Genomic DNA, 21,991 nt, shown 5'->3' with positions numbered 1-21,991 from the left:
AGCCTGGGCCACATGGGCCGGTGCCTGCAGGAGCATTCGCGATTAACCCAAAGTTGTTGTAAATCAAGGGGTTAATCACAAATTATACCGCAAATAAGGGGGCGCTGGATAGCGTCACGCGCGCGGCAAATATGTCTATTGTGCATGAAAAGACGCCCGCATTCGAGCGGGCGTCTGTCGAGGCTTGATTCAGGGCGAATGGCGTTGCCATGCGCTCTGCTGACCATCGCGCGGTCAGCCCTTGAGCGTTTGCTCGAGCACGTGCAACTCGTGGTTGAGCTGGGCGTCCTTGGTGCGCTCGTCGGCAATCTTGCGCACCGCGTGCAGCACCGTGGTGTGGTCGCGTCCGCCGAACAATTCGCCAATCTCGGGCAGGCTCTTCTGCGTGAGTTCCTTGGCCAGATACATGGCGATCTGACGCGGGCGCGCGATGTTGGCCGGCCGCTTCTTGGAATACATATCCGCGACCTTGATGTTGTAGAAATCCGCGCAGGTCTTCTGGATGTTCTCCACCGAGATCTGGCGGTTCTGCACGGTCAGCAGGTCTTTGAGCGCCTCGCGCGTAACCTCGATCGTGATCTCTTTGCCGTGGAAGTTCGAGTACGCCAGGATCTTGCGCAGCGCGCCTTCCAGCTCGCGCACGTTCGAGCGCAGGTGTTTGGCCACGAAGAAGGCCACCTCTTCCGGCACGATCACATTCTCGGCCTGCGCCTTCTTCATCAGAATCGCGACGCGCATCTCCAGCTCGGGCGGCTCGATCGCCACGGTGAGGCCGGAGTCGAAGCGCGAGATCAGGCGGTCGTCGATGCCGGTGATCTCTTTCGGATACGTATCGCTGGTGATGATGACCTGGGCACGGTTGGCAATCAGCGCCTCGAACGCGTAGAAGAACTCTTCCTGCGTGCGGTTCTTGCCCGAGAAGAACTGGATGTCATCGATCAGCAGCAGATCGAGCGAGTGGTAGTAGCGCTTGAAATCGTCGAACGCCTTGCGCTGGTATGCCTTCACCACATCGGACACATACTGCTCTGCGTGGATGTAGCGGATGCGCGCGCGCGGGTTCTCCATCAGCATGAAGTTGCCAATGGCATGGATCAAGTGCGTCTTGCCCAGGCCCACGCCGCCGTACAGGTACAGCGGGTTGTACGACTTGCCCGGGTTGTTGGCGACCTGGATGGCGGCAGCGCGCGCCAACTGGTTCGCCTTACCGGTGACGAAGTTGTCGAACGTCAGGATCTGGTTGAGCCGTGAGCGCTCGTGTACGGAGTCGTCCACCGGCGCCTGCGGCGGTGCGGCAAGGCTCGCGACCACGGCGGGCGCCTGCGGCGGCATGCGGTACGACTGGGCCCTGACCTCGGTGGCGTCCATCACGGGCACGTCGATATCGGCAGCGGCATGGCCCGCCGTTGCAAGCGCGGCTTCGCGATACACGGCCGGCGCGGCGCGCAGATTAGTCGCGTCATGCGCGGCACCGTTGCCGGCCGGCAGGGCCTGCCGCGGTTGAATCTGCTGGGCGCCCAAAGGTTGCATCGGCACCGGCGCGAGCGACGGCTGCAAGGCCGCCTGGCGCTGGCCGGCGGTCGGGTCGAGCACGAACTGCACGTCGACGGTCGCCTCCCAGTAGTCGCACGCAAGCGACTGGATGCGGCCAGAGAACTGACTCTTGACCCAGTCGAGCTTGAAGCGGTTGGGCGCGGCAATCCGCAGCGTGCACGCCTGCTCGTCAAACGACAGCGGCGTCAGCGGCTTGATCCACGTCTTGAATTGTTGCGGCGTCAACTCACTCTCGAGCTGAGCGGACGCCGCATGCCAGAAATCCTGCATCGTTATCGTTAGGTGTTTGACCGGCGCCACACGCGTCTGTTGACGTCCCCGGGAGGGCCGGCCGCCGGGCTCCTGGCGCAGGCCAGAAACCGGGTGGCTTTCGTTATTGGAACGGGATTGTACCCCCGGCCGAAAGTTATCCACAAAGGATAAGTCTGTGGATAACCTGTGGACCCGCTGTGAGTAGCGGTGGACAACCGATTTTGTTGACTCGCCGCAAACCCAGTCCCCACAAGGCTTTGCGCAGAGCACACCAAGCCGCACAAGGCGATGGGGACAACTCGTCGCCGGGTGAATTTCGGGCGCCGGGCGCACGTTATCCCCAGTCAGGAAGGCTTGACAGATGTGGGAAATGCCGCTTAAATGTCGGGTTCTGCGATGCGCAGCAGGGGAGCGCACGCTTGTTCGTGTCAGATGCGGGGCGAGAAACACTTCGTCGCGACTGATCCGGCTTAGGCCCGATGCTCTCGGTGCCCGATGTTCCGGTGACACCCTAGACCTGAACAACATAGCGCACGGCAGTCTGCGTGGGCGATTTCTCTGACTGAATCGACACCAGGCCGCGGCGGTAGCCCTAGGCCCGGCGCGTGCGGCAATGTCCGCACCACCCATTAACAAGAGAGTGCATCATGAAGCGTACCTATCAACCTTCCGTTACCCGTCGCAAGCGCACCCACGGTTTCCGTGTCCGCATGAAGACCCGTGGTGGCCGTGCCGTGCTGAACGCACGCCGCGCCAAGGGTCGTAAGCGCCTGGCCATCTAAAGACGGCCGCGCCGAGGGTGGCGGCTCCTGGCCGTTACCCGTGGCTTTGCGGCACGCTGGCGATGGGCCTGCACGCCTACCCCAAGGCCGCGAGGCTGACAAAAACGGATGAGTTTTCATCCGTTTTTGCTTTGCGGCCTGTCCGGCGTAGTCGTCACTTCGTGCTGTATGTGCGCGCCAACGGCGCCGCTCAAGCCCGCCTCGGTGTGGTAATCGGCAAGAAATTCGCCAAGCGTGCTGTCGAGCGCAACCTCATCAAGCGGCAGTGCCGCGAGTTGTTCCGCCTGCGGCAGCCTCTGCTGGGCGGGCGCGACGTGCTGATCCGTCTGCAGGCCAAGTTTCCGCGTCAAGACGTGCCGACCGTGGCCGCCTTCAAGCGCATCTGCCGCGAAGAGCTGGTGCATCTGTTTGAGATTGCGACGCGCCCGCTGCCGGCACCACCTGCCGCCGCCCCCTCCCAGCCCACCGCTGGGAGCACGCCATGACGCGCGTGCTGCTGTTTCTGCTGCGCATCTACAAAGTGGCGTTCAGCCCGTTTGTGGGCGCGCAATGCCGTTTCCTCCCGACCTGTTCTGACTACGCGCGCGACGCCGTGCTCACTCACGGGCCGGGTTACGGCAGTTATCTTGCGGCAAAACGTCTATGCCGCTGCCATCCGTTCGCACAAGGCGGGTATGATCCTGTGCCGCCCGCTGCTGGCGACGCTGTGCCCCGCTCCCCCGATCCCGCATCGACCGACGCGACCGCAGCTGACTCCCAGCCTGCGCGGCCGTCGATCCAGGCAGTGCCGGAAAACGTAGCGAGCAGCTCAAAGTTGGACCGAGAAGCGCAACCGTACAAGGGTACGGTGAGCATCGCAGGTTCAAGATCGGGCTGCGCAGCCGCTTTTCGGCGCTGGCTTCACCTTCCCAGACCGTAATCCGACATGGATATCAAACGCACCATTCTCTGGGTGATCTTCTCGCTGGCGGTTGTCCTGCTGTTCGACAACTGGCAACGCGCGAATGGCCACCAGTCGATGTTCTTCCCGACGCCGCAAACGGCCACGACCACAGCCGCCGCGCCGGGCAGCACGCCAGCAGGCGACGTGCCGAACAGCGCCTCCACGACGGCTGCTGCCGGGTCGCAAGCCGCCCCGGCTACGGGCGCCGCTTCGCAGGCACCGGCTTCGGAAAAGATCGTCATCTCGACCGACCTGCTGCGCGCCACCATCGACACCGACGGCGCCATCGTCACCAAGCTCGAACTGCTTGGTCAGAAAGACCACGACGGCAACCCGATGGTGCTGTTCGACCGCAGCGTCGAGCGTACCTATCTGGCGCGCTCGGGCCTGATCGGCGGTGACTTCCCGAACCACACGACGGTGTTCACGGCATCGGCCGGCCCGCGCGACTTGGGCACGGGCAACGATGTGTCGATCACGCTCACCGCCGACAAGGGCGGCGCCAAGCTGGCCAAGACGTACGTCTTCAAGCGCGGCAGCTACGTGATCGACACGCGCTTCGACGTGACCAACGACGGCGCAGCGCCGATCAATCCGACGCTGTACCTGGAACTGGCTCGTGACGGCGGCGCTGTGGAGCACTCACGCTTCTACAGCACGTTCACCGGCCCGGCGGTGTACACCGACGGCGACAAGTTCCACAAGATCACCTTCGCCGACATCGACAAGGGCAAGGCACAGGTGCCGGCCCCGACCGACAGCGGCTGGGTGGCGATGGTGCAGCACTACTTTGCATCGGCCTGGATTCCGGCAAACAACGTCAAGCGCGAGTACTACGTCAACCGCGTCGACACCAACTTCTACCGCATCGGCATCCAAGAGCCGCTGGGCACGGTCGCGCCGGGCGCCAGTGTGTCGGCAACGGCACGCCTGTTTGCCGGCCCGCAGCAAGCGCGCATGCTGGAGGCCATCACGCCGGGCCTGGATTTGGTGAAGGACTACGGTTGGCTGACCATCGTCGCCAAGCCGCTGTTCTGGCTGCTGGAAAAGATCCACGCGATGCTGGGCAACTGGGGCTGGTCGATCGTCGCGCTCACGGTGCTGATCAAGCTGGTGTTCTTCCCGCTGTCGGCCACGAGCTACCGCTCGATGGCCAAGATGAAAGACCTGCAGCCGCGCATGACGGCCATCCGCGAGCGCCACAAGGGCGATCCGCAGAAGATGAACCAGGAGATGATGACGCTGTACCGCACCGAGAAGGTCAATCCGCTCGGCGGCTGCCTGCCGATCGTGATCCAGATTCCGGTGTTCATGGCGTTGTACTGGGCGCTGCTGTCGTCGGTTGAAATGCGCGGTGCGCCTTGGATCGGCTGGGTGCACGATCTGTCCACGCCTGACCCGTTCTACATCCTGCCGGTGCTGATGGCCGTGTCGATGTTCGTGCAGACCAGGCTTAACCCGACCCCGCCGGATCCGGTGCAGGCCAAGGTCATGATGTTCATGCCGATCGCGTTCTCGGTGATGTTCTTCTTCTTCCCGGCCGGCCTGGTGCTGTACTGGGTGGTGAACAACTGCCTGTCGATCGCGCAGCAATGGTCGATCAACCGCATGCTGGGCACCAACAAGAAGGCGGCACCCGCCAAGTAAGGCGAATGCGCTTCAACAAAAAGGGGCACCTTCGGGTGCCCTTTTTTACGCCACCTTGAAGCGCTTCAAGTGCTTCACCTGGGAGCGTGGCAGACGGCCTCGATGTTGTGGCCGTCCGGGTCGCGCACGAAAGCGCCGTAGTAGTTCGGGTGATAGTGCGCGCGCACGCCGGGTGCGCCATTGTCAGTGCCGCCTGCGGCCATTGCCGCAGCGTAGAAAGCCTCCACCTCGGCACGCCTGGCGACGCGGAAAGCCACGTGCAGCGGCGGCTTGTTCGGCTCCTGCCCCGCCATCGCTGCTGAAATCCAGAACTCCGCCTTCCCCGGAGGCCCAAAGCCCGCCACATCGGTGTGGCCGGTGACGGCTGCAGGAAACTCCAGCACCTTGCCCAGGCCAATGGCGCCGAGCGCCTGTTCGTAGAACCGCTTGCTGGCCTCAAAGTCGCTGACGACGACGCCGGTGTGATCGATCATCCGAATCTCCTGGGCTGGAAACTGGCGCGCAACTGCGCGGCTGCCGCACAATACCGCCCATGACCGCTGATGACCACCCCACCGCCTTGCCGAACGCTTCCGCCGCGCCACGTGCGCCCACCCGCACGATCCCCATCGCCGCGATTGCCACCGCGCCGGGGCGGGGCGGCATTGGCGTGGTGCGCGTGTCGGGGCCCGACGTACGCACCATCATGCAAGCCGTGTGCGGACGCCTGCTGACGCCGCGCCAGGCAACTTACCTGCCCTTTCTCGACGCTGCCGGCAACGCCATCGATCGCGGCATCGCGCTGTGGTTTCCAGCGCCGCATTCGTACACGGGCGAAGACGTGCTCGAGCTGCAGGGCCACGGCGGCCCCGTCGTGATGCAACTGCTGCTGCAACGCTGCCTGGCCGCTGGTCGCGAGATCGGCCTGCGCGTGGCGGAGCCCGGCGAGTTCACGCGCCGCGCTTTTCTCAACGACAAGATGGATCTGGCGCAGGCCGAGGCCGTCGCCGACCTGATCGAGGCCAGTACCGAAGCCGCCGCACGTTCGGCAGCGCGTTCGCTCGACGGCGCGTTCTCGCAGGCGGTGCATGCGCTGGTTGAGCGCGTGATTCATCTGCGCATGCTGGTGGAGGCGACGCTGGATTTTCCCGAAGAGGAAATCGACTTTCTGGAAGCCTCCGACGCGCGCGGACAGCTTGTCGGCATTCGCGCAGCCGTCGATGGCGTGCTGGCGCAAGCGCGCCAGGGTGCGCTGCTGCGCGAAGGCCTGCACGTGGTGCTGGCGGGGCAGCCGAACGTCGGCAAGTCGTCGCTGCTCAATGCGCTGGCCGGCGCGGAGCTTGCCATCGTCACGCCGATTGCCGGCACCACGCGCGATAAGGTGCAGCAGACGATTCAGATTGAAGGCATCCCGCTGAACATCGTCGATACGGCGGGCCTGCGCGATACGGAAGACGAAGTCGAGCGCATCGGAATCGAGCGCACCTGGGCCGCCATCGCCCGCGCCGATGTCGTGCTGCATCTGCTGGATGCGGCGGACTATCGCGCCAACGGCCTCTCGCCCGAAGACGCTGCCATCGACGCCCGCATCGCCGAGCACGTACCCGCCGGCGTGCCGACCCTGCGCGTCGTCAACAAGATCGACCTCTCTGGCGTGGCCGTACCGGGCCGCGTGGATACTGAGCCGCCCGAGGTATGGCTCTCGGCGCGCGATGGCCTGGGCGTTGAATTGCTGCGCGCGGCGTTACTGGAGATCGCCGGCTGGCAGGGTGGCGGTGAGGGGCTTTACCTTGCGCGCGAGCGCCATCTCGCCGCACTGCGCACGGCCCGCGAACATCTGGCCACAGCGGCGGAGCATGCCGATCAGCAAGCGCAATCGCTGGACTTGTTTGCAGAAGAACTGCGGCTTGCGCAGGAGGCGTTGAACAGCATCACGGGGGCGTTTTCGAGTGATGACTTGCTGGGGGTGATTTTTAGTCGGTTCTGCATCGGCAAGTGACCGCCATGTCTACCTACCCCGTCTCCATCAAAGGCGTCCTGCGCGTGCCCACCGGCGAGGTCGTCCTACTGCTCAATGAGCGCGAAGAATGGGAGCTGCCGGGTGGCCGCATTGAACGGGGCGAGTCCTCGGCCGAATGCCTGATACGCGAGATTGCCGAAGAGTTGAACCTGCGGGTGGAAGTGGGCGACCCGATCGACACGTATCTGTTCGAAGTCGTGCCGGGCAAGCATGTGTTCATTGCCACGTACGCGTGCGCGCTGGTGGGCCCGTTTGAACCCACCGTCAGTCATGAGCACAAGCGCCTTGGGCTGTTTGCGCCGGATGCGTTGCCGACGAATATGCCGGAGGGCTATCGGGCGTCGATAGCGGCGGCGCTGAAGGCAGCAGCTTAGCGCGATGCGTGCGCTTTTCATCTGCAGCCGCAATCGGCTACGCAGCCCAACGGCGGAAGCGGTCTTCGCCAGGTGGCCAAACGTCGAGACAGATTCTGCGGGCTTGGCTCCCGACGCAGACGTGCAACTCGACGCCGATCAGCTCGACTGGGCTGAGACGATTTTCGTCATGGAACGTAGTCACCAGCGGCGCCTGTCGCAGCGGTTTGGTGCGCGACTACGCGGCAAGCACGTGGTGTGTCTGGATATTTCCGACGACTACGTGTTCATGCAGCCCGAACTCGTCGCCTTGCTGGAGAAACGGGTCGGCCCGTATCTGCGCAGTTGATGGGCAAGTAGACCGCTCAGTCCCGCCCCCAACGCCAGCGTGGCGGCTCTCCCTTCCACCAGCAGACCAGTAACAGCAGCGCTGTCACGCCCAGCACGTACAACGCAAAGCTCGACTGCGTTTGCCCCGGGTGCAGCCCCACGATGCCAGCCCCCAGCAGTACGGCATAGATGACGAGTACCGCCCAACCCTGCCAACGCGAAGGCAAGCCCCATCCCCAGCCGTAGCGCTTGGCCGGAAACCAGTATTCATTGGAATCGGTCGACATCGTTGTCTCAGAGAGCGCGTACAAAGGATGCTCGCCAATGTACTCCCGTGCGGAATCGGCACAACAAACGCCAACAGCCAGCCGGTCAATTACCGCTGGCGGATGTCGTTTGAAACAGGAAGGGCACGCGCAGCGCGCACCGAAGCGGCGGACAATGGCGCACAGGCCATTAACCGCATCTTGCTAGCTTCTGTATCGGGGAGTGGAGCGTTGGTTGAATCCGGAAAGGCTTCCGGTGCGCGCAAGGCGCTACAAACCAAGCTCGGCGGAACGGACGTCGATTGACTTCACACCGCCAGCGGCAGCACCCGATTGGTGCTACCGAAACAATCGCGCGATCTTAGTAGAGCTTCTTCGGCAGCATTTGCGAGCGCAGGCGTTTACGCGTACGCGAAACGGCAGCAGCTTTCTTGCGCTTGCGCTCGGTCGTCGGCTTTTCGTAAGCGGTGCGGGCGCGCAGTTCCTTGATCAGGCCAGTGCGCTCGATTTCACGGCGGAAGCGGCGCAGCGCAACTTCGACCGGCTCGTTTTCTTTCAGACGGATGGTGGTCATCGGGTCCCTTGCTCAGTATTCGGGTGGACGGCGAAACAGCGGATTATATACCGCCCAGAGGGCGTGCAGTGTAGTTGAATCCGTTTACCGATGCAAGGCACTTCCGATTGTGGCGGAAAGGCCATTTCATGCCGCAATTTTAAGCAGATGCGTGGTCTCGATACTACGCCATGAGCGGTAGGCGATGCACGGAGCGGGAGGAACGCCGCTTGCTCAGAGCGAGCATCTCTCCTGATCTCTATCGTGGAACGCGTTCCGAAGTCTGCGCCAGCGACGAATGCCTCAAGCGCGCCAACCTCCGCCGAAGCGCTGCCCGAGCGGCTGCGCTATGTGGACGACACGCGGCCGGGCTACACCCGGCGCCGATTGCGCGGCCGCTTCGCCTATTTCGATACGCGTGGCGAGCGCATCCGCGATCCCGCAGTCATTGCGCGCATCAACAAGCTGGCGATCCCGCCGGCCTACACCAACGTCTGGATCTGCCCACACGCGGGCGGCCATCTGCAGGCGACGGGGCGCGACGCGCGCGGGCGCAAGCAATACCGCTATCACGCCGACTGGCGTGCCTTTCGCGATGCCGATAAATATGGGCGGCTGCTCGCATTCGGGGCGGCGCTGCCGCGCGTGCGCGAGGCGATCACCGCCCACCTGGCGGCGCCGGGCCTATCGCGCGAGAAGATGCTGGCGACGGTGGTCTTTCTGCTGGACGTGACGCTCGTGCGTGTAGGCAACGTTGCTTATGCACGCGACAACCGCTCCTATGGGCTCACGACGCTGCGCAATCGCCACGTGGAGGTGCATGGCAATACGGTACGTTTTCAGTTTCGCGGCAAGAGCGGCGTGGAGCACGACGTGTCGGTATCGGACCCGCGCCTGGCTCGCATCATCCGACGCTGCGTCGATCTGCCGGGCCAGGAGTTGTTCCAGTACATCGACGAAGCTGGCGAGCGCCGTGTGGTGGATTCCACGGATGTGAATGCGTACTTACAAGAGATCACGGGCGCAGATTTCACGGCAAAGGACTACCGCACCTGGGCCGGCAGCGTGCTCGCGCTGGATCTGCTGCGCGGGCGCACGTCGGCGAACGCTACCGAGGCGCGCCGGCAGGTGGTGGAAGCCATTGCTGCCGTGGCCAAGCGTCTGGGGAACACGCCGGCTGTCTGCCGCAAGTGCTATGTGCATCCGGCCGTGGTGGACGCCTTCCTGGCCGGCGAGCTAGAAGCACTGCCCCCGACCCGCGCACGCAAGGGCCTGCGACGCGAAGAAGCGGCGCTGCTTCGCTTTCTTGAATCCAGTGCCAGCGCAAAGGGCACAGGCGAAAAAAAGCCCGCCTGAACAAGGCGGGCTTTCGAGCGAACAGACGCGAACTTACTTCGATTGCTGCGGCGTCATATCCGGCGTGGCGGGCGCAACACCCGGGGCAGCCGTCGGCTGAGCCTGCTGCGCCGCCACCGTGGTGCTGTGCTCCTGCAGACCGCCACCCAGTGCCGTGTACAGATCGATGGCGTTGGTCAGGCGGGCCAGGCGCGTCTGCACCAGGGTCTGGTCGGCGCTGAACAGATCGCGCTGCGCGTCGAGCACATCGAGGAAGCTCGACACGCCGTTGCGATAGCGCTGGTCAGACAGCGTCAGGCGATCGGCCGTGGCATCGCGGAAGCGCTTCTGCGCGGCCACCTGATCTTCCAGCGTGCCGCGCGCCACGAGGGCGTCGGACACCTCACGGAAGGCCGTCTGGATCGTCTTCTCGTAGTTGGCCACCGCGATCTTCTGGTTGGTCTTGGTCAAGTCCAGGTTGAAGATGTTGGTGCCCCAGTTGAAGATCGGCAGCGTCAGGTTTGGCACGAACGACCAAAACCCCGTACCGCTCTTGAACAGATCATGCAGCGCGCCGCTGGCCGTACCCACGTTGGACGTCAGCCCGATGCTCGGGAAGAACGCCGCACGCGCTACGCCAATGTTGGCGTTGGCGGCAATCAGCTTCTGCTCGGCCTGGCGGATGTCAGGGCGCTGCTCCAGCAGCTCCGACGGCAGACCCGGCGGAATGTCGGCAACGATCTTCTCCGACGACACCATGGTCGGCGCGGGAAGATCGGCCGGCAGCGGGGCGCCCACCAGCAGCACAAGGGCGTTGGTCGCCTGAGCATACTGGCGCGTCAGCTGCGCCACCGACACACGCACCGATTCCACCAGCGTCTCGGTCTGACGCAGATCCAGCGCCGACGAGGCCCCCACGTCAAAGCGCTGCTTGGCCAGCTTGTAGTAGTCCTCGCGGCCCTTCAGGGTCTGCTGGGCCAGCTCGAGCTGCTCGGCGTACGCGCGCTCGTTCAGGTAGGCCTTGGCCACCTGCGAGATCAGGCTGATCTGCGCGGCACGCCGGCCCTCGTCCGTCGCCAGATAACTTGCACGCGCAGACGACGTGACGTCGCCCACGCTGAACAGGTTCACCTGATAGTTGCTGATGCCCACGCCAAGCTGGTACTGCTTGGTATAGATGTCGCCGCCGGTGGTCGAGATCGACGGCGGCGTATGGCTGCGCGTGTACGTGGCAGACGCATTGACCGGCGGCAGCAGGTCGGCGATCTGCAGGCGGTACTGCGCACGCGCGGCCTCGACGTTGAGCATGGCCACGCGCAGGTCGCGGTTGTTCTCGAGCGCCAGGCCGATCAGCTTCTGCAGCCGCGCATCGGGGAAGAACTCGCGCCAGCCCAGCTCGGTCGCGCGGGGCGCGTTCTCGCCGGGCTTGGCGGAATCTGCCGGCACGGCATAGCCGGCCGGTGCCTGCGGATACGCGCTCGTTACCGGGGCGTCGGGGCGCTCATAGGTGGGCGCCAGCGAGCAGCCGGACAGCACGCCCGCGACCAGCAGGAGCGCCGGCAGCAGCGCGGGGGTTCGAAAGGTCATCGTTTTCTGCATGTTCAGATTTCCTCGTCCAGCGGACGGTGCGCGGCATCCAGACGGCGTTGCCGCTCGCTGCCCTTGAAGATGCGGCGGACCACCACGAAGAACACAGGCACCAGCACCACGGCCAGCACCGTCGCGGTGATCATCCCGCCCATCACGCCGGTACCGATGGCGCGCTGGCTGGCGGAGCTGGCGCCCGTGGCAATCGCCAGCGGCAGCACGCCCAGGATGAACGCGAACGACGTCATGATGATCGGGCGGAACCGCAGGTGCACGGCTTCCAGCGTCGCCTCGATCAGGCCCTTGCCTTGCGCCTGCAAGTCCTTCGCAAACTCGATGATCAGAATTGCGTTCTTGGCGGACAGACCCACCACCGCAATCAGGCCGACCTTGAAGTACACGTCATCGGGCATCGCGCGCAGCGTCACGCCCAGCAATGCGCCGAGCACGCCCAGCGGCACCACCAGAATCACCGCCGCCGGGATCGACCAGCTTTCATACAGCGCCGCCAGCACCAGGAACACGGCCAGCAGCGACAGCGCATACAGCGCCGGTGCCTGCGAACCCGAAGCCTTTTCCTGCAGCGACTGGCCCGTCCATTCGTAGCCGATACCCGCCGGCAGCTTGGCAGCCAGGCGTTCCATCTCGGCCATGGCGTCACCCGAGCTGGCACCCGGCGCGGCCGCACCCGAAAGGCGGACAGCCGGATAGCCGTTGTAGCGCACGAGCTGCACCGGGCCGACGATCCAATGGCCCTTCGCGAACGTCGACATCGGCACCATGTTGCCCTGCGCGTTGCGCACGTACAGGTTCATGATGTCTTCGGGCTGCATGCGGTTGATCTTGTCCGCTTGCACGATCACACGCTGCTGACGACCGTAGTTCGGGAAGTCGTTGGCGTACGCCGAACCCAGCGCCGTCGACAGCACGGCGTTGATGTCAGTGAACGACACACCCAGCGCGTTGGCCTTCTCGCGGTCGATATCCACTTGGTACTGCGGCGAATCTTCCAGACCTTCCGGGCGCATGCCAGTGATGATCTTGCTTTTCGCCGCCATCCCCAGCAGCTGATTGCGGGCAGCCATCAGCGCGTCGTGGCCCAGGCCTGCGCGGTCCTGCAGACGGAACGTGAAGCCCGTTGCGTTACCCAGTTCCGGAATCGGCGGGGGGTTCAGCGGGAACACGATCGCATCGCGAATACCACCGAACAGCGCACCGAAGGCCCGGCCAACCACAGCGTCAGCGGTTTGATCCTTGCCCTTTCGCTCGCTCCAGTCCTTGAACGGGGTGAACACGATACCGGCGTTCGGCCCGTTGCCCGAGAAGCTGAAACCCTGCACGGCCACGATGTTCTCGACCGCCTTTTCATGCTTGTAGTAGTTCTCGACCTGCTTGATCACTTCCAGCGTGCGGTTGGCCGATGCGCCCGGCGGCAACTGGATGTTGGTCACGATGTAGCCCTGGTCTTCGGTCGGCAGGAACGAAGACGGCAGGCGCAGGAACAGGAACACCACCGCAACGATCAGCGCAACGTAGATGACCATGTAGCGGAAGGTCTTCTTCAGCATGCGCTCCACGAAGCTTTGGTAACGGTTCGTGGTGGTGCTGAACATGCGGTTGAACCAGCCGAAGAAGCCCTTCTTTTCGTGGTGCGAACCCTTTTCGATCGGCTTGAGCAGGGTTGAGCACAGTGCCGGCGTGAGCGTCAGCGCCATGAGTGCCGAGAAGAAGATCGACGACACCATCGACAGCGAGAACTGGCGATAGATCGCGCCCACCGAGCCCGAGAAGAACGCCATCGGGATGAACACGGCCATCAGCACCAGCGTAATACCGATGATGGCGCCCGTGATCTGGCCCATGGCCTTGCGGGTGGCTTCGCGCGGGGGCAGGCCTTCCTCGGCCATGATCCGCTCGACGTTTTCCACCACCACGATCGCATCGTCAACGAGGATACCGATCGCCAGCACGAGGCCGAACATCGTCAGCACGTTGATCGAGAAACCCAACGCGTTCATCACGGCAAACGCGCCCAGCAGCGAGATCGGCACCACGATCGACGGCACCAGCGTGTAGCGGATGTTCTGCAGGAACAGCAGCATCACCAGGAACACCAGCACCATGGCCTCGAACAGCGTCTTGACCACTTCTTCGATCGAGATCTGGACGAACTTCGAGGTGTCGTACGGCACCTTGTATTCCACGCCCGCCGGGAAGTACTTCGAAAGTTCTTCCAGCTTGGCCTTCACGGCCTTGGCGGTGCCCAGTGCATTACCCGTGGGCGAGAGCTGCACACCAATTGCGGAAATCGGCTGACCGTTGATCCGCGCAGACGTCGAGTAGGTCTGGCCGCCCAGTTCCAGGCGCGCCACATCCTTCACGCGCACCAGCGAACCGTCCGGCTTGGCCACCAGCACGATGTTGCCGAACTGCTCGGTGGTCGTAAGCTGGCCTTCCACCACGACCGTCGCCGCGAGGGGCTGGTCGGAGACGGACGGCAAGTCACCGATCGTACCGGCGGAGACCAGCGCGTTCTGTGCGCGAATGGCGTTGTAGACGTCCGTGGGCGTCAGCTTGTAGCCGACCAGCTTGGCCGGATCGATCCAGACGCGCATGGCGCGCTCCGTACCGAACAGGATGGCCTGGCCGACACCCGGCACGCGCTTGATTTCATTCAGCACGTTGCGGGAGATATAGTCGCCCAGCGCCACCGGATCCATCTTGCCGTCGGTGGATGCCAGCGTGGCGAACAGCAGGAAGTTCGAGCGGGCCTTGTCGACCTGCACGCCCTGCTGCGTCACTGCAGACGGCAAACGCGCTTCCACGCGCTTCAGGCGGTTCTGCACGTCCACCTGCGCCAGCGCCGGATCGGTACCGGCCTTGAACGTCACGGTGATCTGCGCCTGGCCGTTACCGCCCTGGCTGACCGACTCCATATAGAGCAGGCCGTCCGCACCGTTCATTTCCTGCTCGATGATGCTGGTGACGGACTCGTCCAGCGTCTTCGCATTCGCGCCCGGATACGTTGCCGTGATGATGACGGACGGCGGCGCGATGGTCGGGTACTGCGAGATCGGCAGCTGGGTGATCGAAATCGCCCCAGCAAGGATGATGAACAGCGCGAGCACCCAGGCAAAGACCGGGCGATCGATAAAAAACTTTGCCATGCGATGGCTCCTTGTTTACTGCTTGGCTGCCGGTGCGCTGGCAGCGGGAGTGCTTGCAGCAGGGGCGCTGGCCGCCGGTGCGGGTGCGGCGCCGCTACCCTGGCCACCCTGACCTTGCGGGCCCTTGCCCTGGCTTGCCGACATTGGCTGCCACGGCACGGCCTTGACCGGTGCGCCCGGATGGACCTTCTGCAGACCGTCGACGATCACCTTGTCGCCCGCCTTCAGGCCGCTCGATACGATCCATTCCGTACCGGTCGAGCGGTCGGCCTGGACCTGGCGCACCGCTGCCATGCCCTTCTCGTCGACAACCATGACGGAGGCGCCGTCCGGGCTGCGCGTCACGGCTTGTTGCGGCACCGTGATCGCCTGCTCGTCCACGGCCTGCTCCAGGCGGGCGCGCACGTACATGCCCGGCAGCAGCGTGCGGTCGGCGTTCGGAACAATCGCGCGCAGCGTGATCGTGCCCGTGGCCGGGTCCACCGTCAGGTCAGAGAAGTACAGCTTGCCCGGTTGGGCGTAGGCACGGCCGTCATCCGTCACGAGCGTGACCTTGGCCGCGTCACCACCGGCCTTCGCCAGCTTGCCGTCCTTGAGCGCCTGCTGCAGGCGCAGCACTTCGGTGCTCGACTGCGTGAACGTCAGATAGATCGGGTCGATCTGCTGCACGGTCGTCAGCAGCGTCGCCTCGCCCTGGCCCACGAGCGCGCCTTCGGTAACCTGCGCCAGCCCGGCACGGCCGGAGATGGGCGAAGTCACGCTGGCGTAGCCGACGTTCAGCTTGGCGGTTTCCACGGCGGCGCGGGCGGCGGCCACGTCAGCGGTGGCTTGCTTGGCGGCGGCGGTTGCGTCGTCGTAGTCCTGCTTGCTGATGGCGTTGGTGGCAACCAGCGGTTTGTAGCGCTCAGCCTTCAGTTGCGCCTGCGTTTGCGTGGCTTCCGAACGCGCAAGCTGTGCCTTGGCGCTGTCGAGCGACGCCTTGTACTGCGCCGGATCGATCTGGAACAACTGTTGGCCGGCCTTCACGTCACTGCCTTCGGCGTAGGTGCGCTTGAGTACGATGCCCGCGACCCGTGCTCGCACCTGCGCCACACGCGTGGCCTCCAGGCGGCCCGGCAACTCGCTGGTCAGACCAACGGAGTGCGGCTGCACGGTCACAACGCCGACTTCGGTCGGAGGCATGCCGGCGCCGCCCGGCCCTTGTGCCTGCTTGTTGCCGCAGGCTGCAAGTGCCACCACCATGAATGCGGCGGCAGCGAGTTGGTGATAACGGCGGGTGTTCGTCATAGATGACCCCATGTGGCGATAAGCGGAATGCCGGGTGCCGCAACGCCGCGCAAACGAGTGCGACGCCGGCAAACCGTCAGCGAAACCAAAAAACACAAAACGAAAACGTCCGATGCTAGCTGCATCTGGCGGCATGCGATATGGCTTTTGCGACGAACTCGCAACAACTTGGACCAGAATGCTAAGACGCGGGAGCGATCGGCAGTCGATCTCCGCCCTGGCTGCCGACAGACACGAAGCCGGCCCCAGCGCACGTGCCCGGGATGGATGTGGCGCATACGGCCATGGGCAAGCGACGGAGTGCGCGCTATTATAGATACGTTCGCGTATGTATGTAAGTCACGCCATTGGGAATAGGGACTCCGTTGACACGTTTCCGGAGTTCGTAGCAATGACGGCGATCAAGCGAACATGCAGCGGATACCGCGCTGCGACAAGCATTGTCAGCCAACGGACCCCAAGCCGCGTTGTGCGAAGCGCAATGGTGCGTTGCCAGGAATTGTGCATTGCACAAAAGCCAATCGAAAGAACGCCCGCCGAGATGGCACGGCGTTCCTCTGGAAGATCATGGTCAGACGAACGAAGGAAGAAGCACTGGAAACCCGCAACCGCATCCTGGATGCGGCGGAAGACGTGTTCTATGCGCGCGGCGTGGCACGCACATCACTATCGGATATCGCCCAAGCCGCGGGCGTGACGCGCGGCGCCATCTATTGGCACTTCCGCAACAAGACCGACGTATTCGCCGCCATGTGTGAGCGCGTGAAGCTGCCCATGGAGACCATGTGCACCCCGCTCGGGGTGGAAGCCGATGATCCGTTGGGCGAACTGCGCACGGTGGGCAACTTCCTGCTGCGGCAACTCGTGGAAGATGCGCACTGGCGCAAGGTCTTCGAGATCATGTTCAACAAGTGCGAGTTCGTGGAAGACACGAGCCCCATCCTCAAGCGCCAACAGGAATCGTTTGAGGAAGGCATGACCCACCTGACGAGCATCATCGAGCAGGCAACGCGGCGCGGGCAACTGCCGGCCGACCTCGACATCCCGCTGGCCGTGGCGCATTTCCATGCCACTTTCAACGGCATCATGGGCGATTACCTGTTCTACCCGGACGCCTCCAGCCTCGCCACCAAGCGCGAGCGCCTGCTGGATGCGTGCATCGACACCCTCAAATACGCGCCGTCGCTGCGGCTGGAGCCGGCGGCCGCCGCTGCCGCCCACACCGGGGCCTCGGCATGAACACGCCCGTGTTCGATCAGATGGTCTTTGCCGGCGGCGGCAACCGGTGCTGGTGGCAGGCCGGCTGGTGGGATGTCGTGCAGCCTGAACTGGGCTTGGCCCCGCGCGTGATTGCCGGCATCTCGGCCGGCGCATCGACGGCGTGCATGCTGCATGCATGGAATTCGGCCGATCTGATGGATTACTACGGCGAGGCCCTGCGCCAAAACACCCGCAACGCCCATTGGGGCAACCTGCTGCGCGGCGAGCGTGTGTTTCCGCACTACGGTATGTACAGGACGGCGCTGCTGACGGTGTTCGGCGAGGGTCGCTTCGCGCGGCTGGCACAGGCGCCGGAGACCCGCATCGGCGTGGCCCACATCCCGCGCTGGCTGGGCGCTCGCTCCGCCGTGGCGGCAGGGCTGATTGCCTACAACATCGAAAAGCACGTCCGCAAGACGCTGCACCCGACGCTGGGCAGGCGCCTCGGCTTCACGCCGGAAATCGTGCGCGCGCAGGATTGCGCCACCCCCGAGGACTTGGCGGACCTGCTGCTGCAATCGGCGTCCACCCCGCCTTTCACGCCGGTGCTGCGGCGCGCGGGGCGGCCGGTACTCGACGGCGGTATGGTCGACAACGTGCCCGTGCACGCGCTGGACGCCACGCCGGGCGATGCGCTGGTGCTCGTCACGCGCCTGTACCCGCGCCCGACGTATTTCCGCATGGATGTGCCGGTGGCCAACGGCGTGCAGCGCCGGTTTTATGTGCAACCTTCGCGCAAGGTTCCCATTTCGAGCTGGGATTACACCCGCCCTGGCGCCATGCGCGACGCCTATGCACTCGGCCGTCATGACGGCGAAACCTTCCTGCGCGAACTTCCACGCGGGTTCGCCACGGCGGTGGCTGCGTAACCACCTCCTCCAAGACAAAGACAGGCGGCGGGCGCGCCGCTTGCTCCACATGGGCGCGCCCGCCGGCGTGCCGCTCAGGTCGTCCGGCCGATGCCACTTCGACGGACACTTATGCCCGCCAACCCTGCACATGCGTTTGACCTGATCGTGATCGGCGCCGGTTCTGCCGGGCTCGCGGCTGCGCGCCGATCTGCGCAACTGGGGGCACGGACGCTGCTGATCGACCGCGCGCAAATCGGCGGCACCTGCGTCAACCGCGGATGCGTGCCCAAGAAACTGCTCGGCTACGGCGCCTCCTGGTCGCAGACAATGGCGCGGTGTTTGCGCGCCGCGCACGCCACCGACGCCTGGGCCGACGCCATCGCCCGCACGCGTGCCGAAGTCGCGCGGCTGCACGAAGCGCATTTCGCCCACCTGGCCGATGCCGGCGTGCAGTGGTTGAGCGGCACAGCCTCGCTGCGTGGCCGTGGCATCGTCCGGTTGCAAACCGAGTCCGGCAAGACAACGCTGCGCGCGCGCCAGATCGTGCTGGCTGCCGGCGCCCGCCCCACGCCGCTTCCCACACCTGGCGCAGAACTGGCCTGCACCTCCGATGATGTGTTCGACTGGGACACGCTGCCCGCATCGCTCATCATCGCGGGCGGTGGCGTCATCGCGGTGGAAATGGCGTCCACGCTGGCGCGCTTTGGCGTGCGGGTCACCGTGCTGACGCGCGATGCGCGCGTGCTGCCTGAATTTGATGCCACGGTGGCCGAGGCCGCCGCGCAGTCGCTGGCCGGCTGCGGCGTCGAGCTGATCCAGAACGCCGATGTTGTCCGCGTCGAACGCGATGCCGTGAATAGCGGCGGCGTGACCGTCTACGCGAGCATCGAAGGCAGCAACGCTCCCCGCGTGCTACGCGCCCAGCGTGTGTTAAGCGCCATCGGCCGCACGCCGAACGTCGCGGGCCTTGGCCTGGACGCGGCCGGCGTCACGCTCGATGCGCACGGACGCATTGCGGTCGACCGCCATTTCCGCACGCGCGCACGCGGCGTGCATGCCGTGGGCGACATCTGCGGCGCCAGCCGCCTGCAATTGACACCCGTGGCCGCCGCGCAGGGCCGCTACGTGGCCGAACGCCTATTCGGCAAAGGCACCAAGCTGCCCGACATGGACACCGTGCCGATGGCCGTGTTTTGCGATCCGGCCATCGCAAGCGTGGGCCTGACCGAAGCCGACGCCCGCACGCGTTGGCCCGAACTGGGCAAGCGCGGGCCGGACACCGACAAACGCGCCTTGGCAGACCGTATCGACGTGGTGGTCCGCCGCTTCGTCTCGCTGGAGCAGCGTTTTGCGGGCTCGGGCATGGAATCGTTGATCAAGCTGGTATGCAATGCCCGCAGCGGACGCGTGCTGGGCGCGCACATCGTCGACAACGCTGCGCCGGAGATCATCCAGGCACTGGCGGTGGCCGTGCGCGTGGGCGTCCGGCTCAAGCATCTGCAGTCGACCGTCGGCCTGCACCCTACCGTGGCAGAGGAACTGCTGAGCATGTAAGCGCACTTGTTCAATTTTCCTGACCCCGGTCTGCAAAACCGTGCACGTTACTGGTGCCGGGTCGGCGCAGAATGGGAACTATATTCTTCAGGAAATTTGACATGCTCCCCGTGCTTTATCTGTCCCATGGGTCGCCCATGCTGGCGGCTGATCCGGGTCCTGTCGGCAAGATGCTGGCGGCGCTCGGGCAAGAAATGGCCGCCCTCAACCCGCGCGCCATCGTTGTGGTTTCGCCGCACTGGATGACGCGCCGGCCGGCTGTGACCGCCCGCGCTCAGCAGGAAGCCTGGCACGACTTCGGCGGTTTCCCGCCGCAACTGTACGCCCTGGAATACGCCCCGCCGGGGGCGCCTGACTTGGCTGAACGCATCCGCACGCTGATCGACGGCAACATCGTCCCCGGGCTGGAGGAACAAGCCTCCACCGTGCTGGACCCGCGCCAGCCGCTGGACCACGGGGCCTGGGTGCCGCTGATGCTGATGTTTCCGGAGGCGAAGATCCCCGTGGTGCAGGTCTCGTTGATGCCGGGCCTGTCGCCCGCTTGCCAGATGGCGATGGGACGCACGCTCGCGCCGCTGCGCGACGAGGGCGTGCTGATCGTCGGCTCCGGCAGCTTCACGCACAACCTGCGCGCGCTGATGCGCGGCCCGGGCATGGCGCAGCATGGCGTGCCGGTTGAGCCTTGGGTGACGGCCTTTCGCGAATGGATGATCGAGACGATGACGGATGGCATCCGCAGCGGCGATTTCACCCGGTTCTGCGATTACCGCGCACAAGCCCCGAACGCCGCCCACGCCCACCCCACCGACGAACACCTCATGCCGCTGTACGTGGCACTGGGCGCCGCGATGGGCCAGCCGAGCCAAGCCACGCCGGGCGGCGTCCAGGCTCAGCACGTGGTCGATACGGTGACGTACGGATCGTTGGCGATGGACAGCTTCCGCTTCGATGGCGCGGGCGCCAACCAGCCGCAGTTGCGCGCCGCGGCTTGATTGACGGAAACGACGGGCAGGACGGCTGGCGTTATGCGCGGATCAGCGCGGGCGCCAGCGCCGTCGGGTTGACCACGCTGTCGACGTTGCCCTGGAGCACATCGAGGATGTTCTGGAACGCAAAGCCGAAGTACATCTCGTAGCTTTCGCGTTCGACGTAGCCGATGTGCGGCGTACAGATGCAGTTCTCCATGCGCAGCAGGGTGTGGCCCTGCAGGATGGGTTCCGTTTCAAACACGTCGATGGCAGCCATGCCCGGACGCCCACGATTGAGCGACGTCACCAGACCGTTTTCTTCCACCAGCTCGGCGCGGCTCGTGTTGACGAAAAGGGCGGTCGGCTTCATGCGCGTGAGATCAGCCACCGACACGATGCCGCGCGTTTCGTCGTTCAGCCGCAGGTGGACGGACAGCACATCGGACTGCTCGAACAGCGCGTCCTTTGATTCCGCCACAGCAAAGCCGTCGGCTCGCGCGCGTTCCTGCGAACCCTCGCGGCCCCACACCAGCACATTCATGCCGAAGGCGCGGCCGTAGCCGGCCACGAGCTGGCCGATCTTGCCGTAGCCGAAGATGCCCAGCGTCTGGCCCTTCAGGACACGGCCGATGCCAAAGTTGGGCGGCATCGTCGTGGATTTCAGCCCCGACTGCTGCCACGCGCCGTGCTTGAGGCTCGCCACGTATTGCGGAATGCGACGCTGCGCGGCCATCACCAGCGCCCAGGTCAGTTCAGCCGGCGCCACCGGCGAGCCCTTGCCCTCCAGCACCACAACGCCCTTGTCGGTACAGGCATCCAGGTCGATATGGCTGCCCGAATCGCGCGACACCCGGCCAGTCTGGCTGATGATCTTGAGTTTGGGCAGGCGGTCGAGCAACTGACGCGTAACACGCGTGCGCTCCCGGATCAGCACGATGGCTTCCACGTCCGCCACGCGTGCGGCCAATTGACCCACACCCTTGACGGTGTTGTTGAACACTTTGACTTCGTGGTCCTGCATCAGGCTGAAGCAATCCAGCTTGCGAACAGCGTCTTGGTAGTCGTCCAGTACGGCAATCTTCATCGACATCTCACTTCGAACAATGGTGCGCAGCAAAAAACAGCGATCCCTCGCGGTGGTATTCTTCCCATCCCTCGTCGCACGACAATCCGTGTCGACGTTCGGAATTGCCCGCCGCGGGCACGCAATTTGCGCAGCCCCGCTGGTGACGAGTCCTTGTTCTAGGGTCTGTTGACCTCGGTCCCGCCACTTTAGCGCACGCGGCCCCCGCTGCTCGGAAAA

20 protein-coding genes and 1 pseudogene are annotated in these 21,991 nt (G+C 64.7%); 13 read left to right on the top strand and 8 right to left on the bottom strand.

Translation table 11 applies throughout. From position 1 onward, the window contains the following. Positions 1-234 precede the first annotated feature (234 nt). The gene (gene dnaA / locus ACU8YE_RS11010; protein WP_316870312.1) at positions 235-1,824 is read right to left on the bottom strand and encodes a chromosomal replication initiator protein DnaA; all 1,590 of its coding nucleotides are present in this window, start codon (positions 1,822-1,824) and stop codon (positions 235-237) included. Positions 1,825-2,453: 629 nt separating this feature from the next. On the opposite strand from dnaA, the gene rpmH reads away from it, so the two are divergent. The 4 genes and pseudogenes from rpmH to yidC all read left to right on the top strand — a co-directional run bounded on the left by rpmH (position 2,454) and on the right by yidC (position 5,178). Next, positions 2,454-2,588 (top strand): 50S ribosomal protein L34, encoded by a 135-nt coding sequence (gene rpmH / locus ACU8YE_RS11005; protein ID WP_003262958.1) that lies wholly within the window; start codon positions 2,454-2,456, stop codon positions 2,586-2,588. A 62-nt stretch (positions 2,589-2,650) separates the two neighbouring features. Then, positions 2,651-3,073: a ribonuclease P protein component gene (gene rnpA, locus ACU8YE_RS11000; protein WP_232043079.1), complete on the top strand. Its 423-nt coding sequence runs from the start codon at positions 2,651-2,653 to the stop codon at positions 3,071-3,073. Continuing rightward, positions 3,070-3,366 (top strand): annotated as a pseudogene (gene yidD, locus ACU8YE_RS10995) (membrane protein insertion efficiency factor YidD); the annotation flags it as partial. The gene rnpA and the pseudogene yidD, both read left to right, overlap by 4 nt. Before the next feature lie 147 nt (positions 3,367-3,513). Then, positions 3,514-5,178, top strand: a complete 1,665-nt coding sequence (gene yidC / locus ACU8YE_RS10990) for a membrane protein insertase YidC (protein WP_260803762.1) — start codon at positions 3,514-3,516, stop codon at positions 5,176-5,178. Positions 5,179-5,252: 74 nt separating this feature from the next. Here the strand turns inward: yidC and ACU8YE_RS10985 are convergent, their stop codons facing one another. Beyond that, on the bottom strand, positions 5,253-5,651 hold the full coding sequence (locus ACU8YE_RS10985; protein ID WP_343619459.1) for a VOC family protein: 399 nt from the start codon (positions 5,649-5,651) through the stop codon (positions 5,253-5,255). A 59-nt stretch (positions 5,652-5,710) separates the two neighbouring features. Between ACU8YE_RS10985 and mnmE the strand changes: the two genes are divergently transcribed. The 3 genes from mnmE to ACU8YE_RS10970 are packed head-to-tail and all read left to right on the top strand — an operon-like array spanning position 5,711 to position 7,879. After that, entirely contained in the window at positions 5,711-7,156 is a 1,446-nt protein-coding gene (gene mnmE, locus ACU8YE_RS10980; RefSeq protein ID WP_446928689.1) for a tRNA uridine-5-carboxymethylaminomethyl(34) synthesis GTPase MnmE, read from the top strand. A 5-nt stretch (positions 7,157-7,161) separates the two neighbouring features. Further along, a complete protein-coding gene (locus ACU8YE_RS10975; protein ID WP_316870344.1) occupies positions 7,162-7,551 on the top strand; it encodes an NUDIX hydrolase in 390 nt (129 codons plus the stop codon). A gap of 4 nt (positions 7,552-7,555) precedes the next feature. Continuing rightward, on the top strand, positions 7,556-7,879 hold the full coding sequence (locus ACU8YE_RS10970; RefSeq protein WP_316870345.1) for a low molecular weight protein tyrosine phosphatase family protein: 324 nt from the start codon (positions 7,556-7,558) through the stop codon (positions 7,877-7,879). Positions 7,880-7,895: 16 nt separating this feature from the next. Here ACU8YE_RS10970 and ACU8YE_RS10965 read toward each other — a convergent pair whose 3' ends face one another. Further along, positions 7,896-8,147 (bottom strand): hypothetical protein, encoded by a 252-nt coding sequence (locus ACU8YE_RS10965; protein ID WP_260803756.1) that lies wholly within the window; start codon positions 8,145-8,147, stop codon positions 7,896-7,898. A 27-nt stretch (positions 8,148-8,174) separates the two neighbouring features. Between ACU8YE_RS10965 and ACU8YE_RS10960 the strand changes: the two genes are divergently transcribed. Beyond that, the gene (locus ACU8YE_RS10960; RefSeq protein WP_433865976.1) at positions 8,175-8,432 is read left to right on the top strand and encodes a hypothetical protein; all 258 of its coding nucleotides are present in this window, start codon (positions 8,175-8,177) and stop codon (positions 8,430-8,432) included. A gap of 55 nt (positions 8,433-8,487) precedes the next feature. On the opposite strand, the gene rpsU is transcribed toward ACU8YE_RS10960, so the two are convergent. Beyond that, entirely contained in the window at positions 8,488-8,700 is a 213-nt protein-coding gene (gene rpsU / locus ACU8YE_RS10955) for a 30S ribosomal protein S21 (RefSeq protein WP_003262970.1), read from the bottom strand. Between the two features lie 243 nt (positions 8,701-8,943). Between rpsU and ACU8YE_RS10950 the strand changes: the two genes are divergently transcribed. Further along, positions 8,944-10,035 carry a DNA topoisomerase IB gene (locus tag ACU8YE_RS10950; protein ID WP_446928688.1) on the top strand — a complete coding sequence of 364 codons (1,092 nt, stop codon included), beginning with the start codon at positions 8,944-8,946 and terminating at the stop codon, positions 10,033-10,035. A gap of 33 nt (positions 10,036-10,068) precedes the next feature. On the opposite strand, the gene ACU8YE_RS10945 is transcribed toward ACU8YE_RS10950, so the two are convergent. From ACU8YE_RS10945 to ACU8YE_RS10935, 3 genes are read right to left on the bottom strand one after another with little or no spacing between them, the layout of a single operon-like run. Then, a complete protein-coding gene (locus ACU8YE_RS10945) occupies positions 10,069-11,613 on the bottom strand; it encodes an efflux transporter outer membrane subunit (protein WP_322017084.1) in 1,545 nt (514 codons plus the stop codon). Between the two features lie 2 nt (positions 11,614-11,615). Beyond that, the gene (locus ACU8YE_RS10940; protein ID WP_316880888.1) at positions 11,616-14,768 is read right to left on the bottom strand and encodes an efflux RND transporter permease subunit; all 3,153 of its coding nucleotides are present in this window, start codon (positions 14,766-14,768) and stop codon (positions 11,616-11,618) included. Between the two features lie 15 nt (positions 14,769-14,783). Further along, a complete protein-coding gene (locus ACU8YE_RS10935; protein ID WP_446928687.1) occupies positions 14,784-16,055 on the bottom strand; it encodes an efflux RND transporter periplasmic adaptor subunit in 1,272 nt (423 codons plus the stop codon). 567 nt (positions 16,056-16,622) lie between these two features. On the opposite strand from ACU8YE_RS10935, the gene ACU8YE_RS10930 reads away from it, so the two are divergent. The 4 genes from ACU8YE_RS10930 (at position 16,623) to ACU8YE_RS10915 (ending at position 20,712) form a co-directional block, all read left to right on the top strand. Further along, a complete protein-coding gene (locus tag ACU8YE_RS10930; protein WP_232041609.1) occupies positions 16,623-17,294 on the top strand; it encodes a TetR family transcriptional regulator in 672 nt (223 codons plus the stop codon). Then, a complete protein-coding gene (locus ACU8YE_RS10925) occupies positions 17,291-18,184 on the top strand; it encodes a patatin-like phospholipase family protein (RefSeq protein ID WP_446928686.1) in 894 nt (297 codons plus the stop codon). The genes ACU8YE_RS10930 and ACU8YE_RS10925 overlap by 4 nt, the downstream gene beginning before the upstream one ends. A gap of 111 nt (positions 18,185-18,295) precedes the next feature. Further along, entirely contained in the window at positions 18,296-19,720 is a 1,425-nt protein-coding gene (locus ACU8YE_RS10920; protein ID WP_446928685.1) for a dihydrolipoyl dehydrogenase family protein, read from the top strand. 101 nt (positions 19,721-19,821) lie between these two features. Further along, the gene (locus tag ACU8YE_RS10915) at positions 19,822-20,712 is read left to right on the top strand and encodes a DODA-type extradiol aromatic ring-opening family dioxygenase (RefSeq protein WP_322017081.1); all 891 of its coding nucleotides are present in this window, start codon (positions 19,822-19,824) and stop codon (positions 20,710-20,712) included. A 31-nt stretch (positions 20,713-20,743) separates the two neighbouring features. On the opposite strand, the gene ACU8YE_RS10910 is transcribed toward ACU8YE_RS10915, so the two are convergent. Continuing rightward, positions 20,744-21,772: a D-2-hydroxyacid dehydrogenase family protein gene (locus tag ACU8YE_RS10910; RefSeq protein ID WP_232041605.1), complete on the bottom strand. Its 1,029-nt coding sequence runs from the start codon at positions 21,770-21,772 to the stop codon at positions 20,744-20,746. Positions 21,773-21,991 lie beyond the last annotated feature (219 nt).

The organism is Ralstonia sp. VS2407, assembly GCF_052950655.1.
Note: the sequence above shows the minus strand (reverse complement) of the source record. Positions and strands in the feature narration are given on the sequence as shown.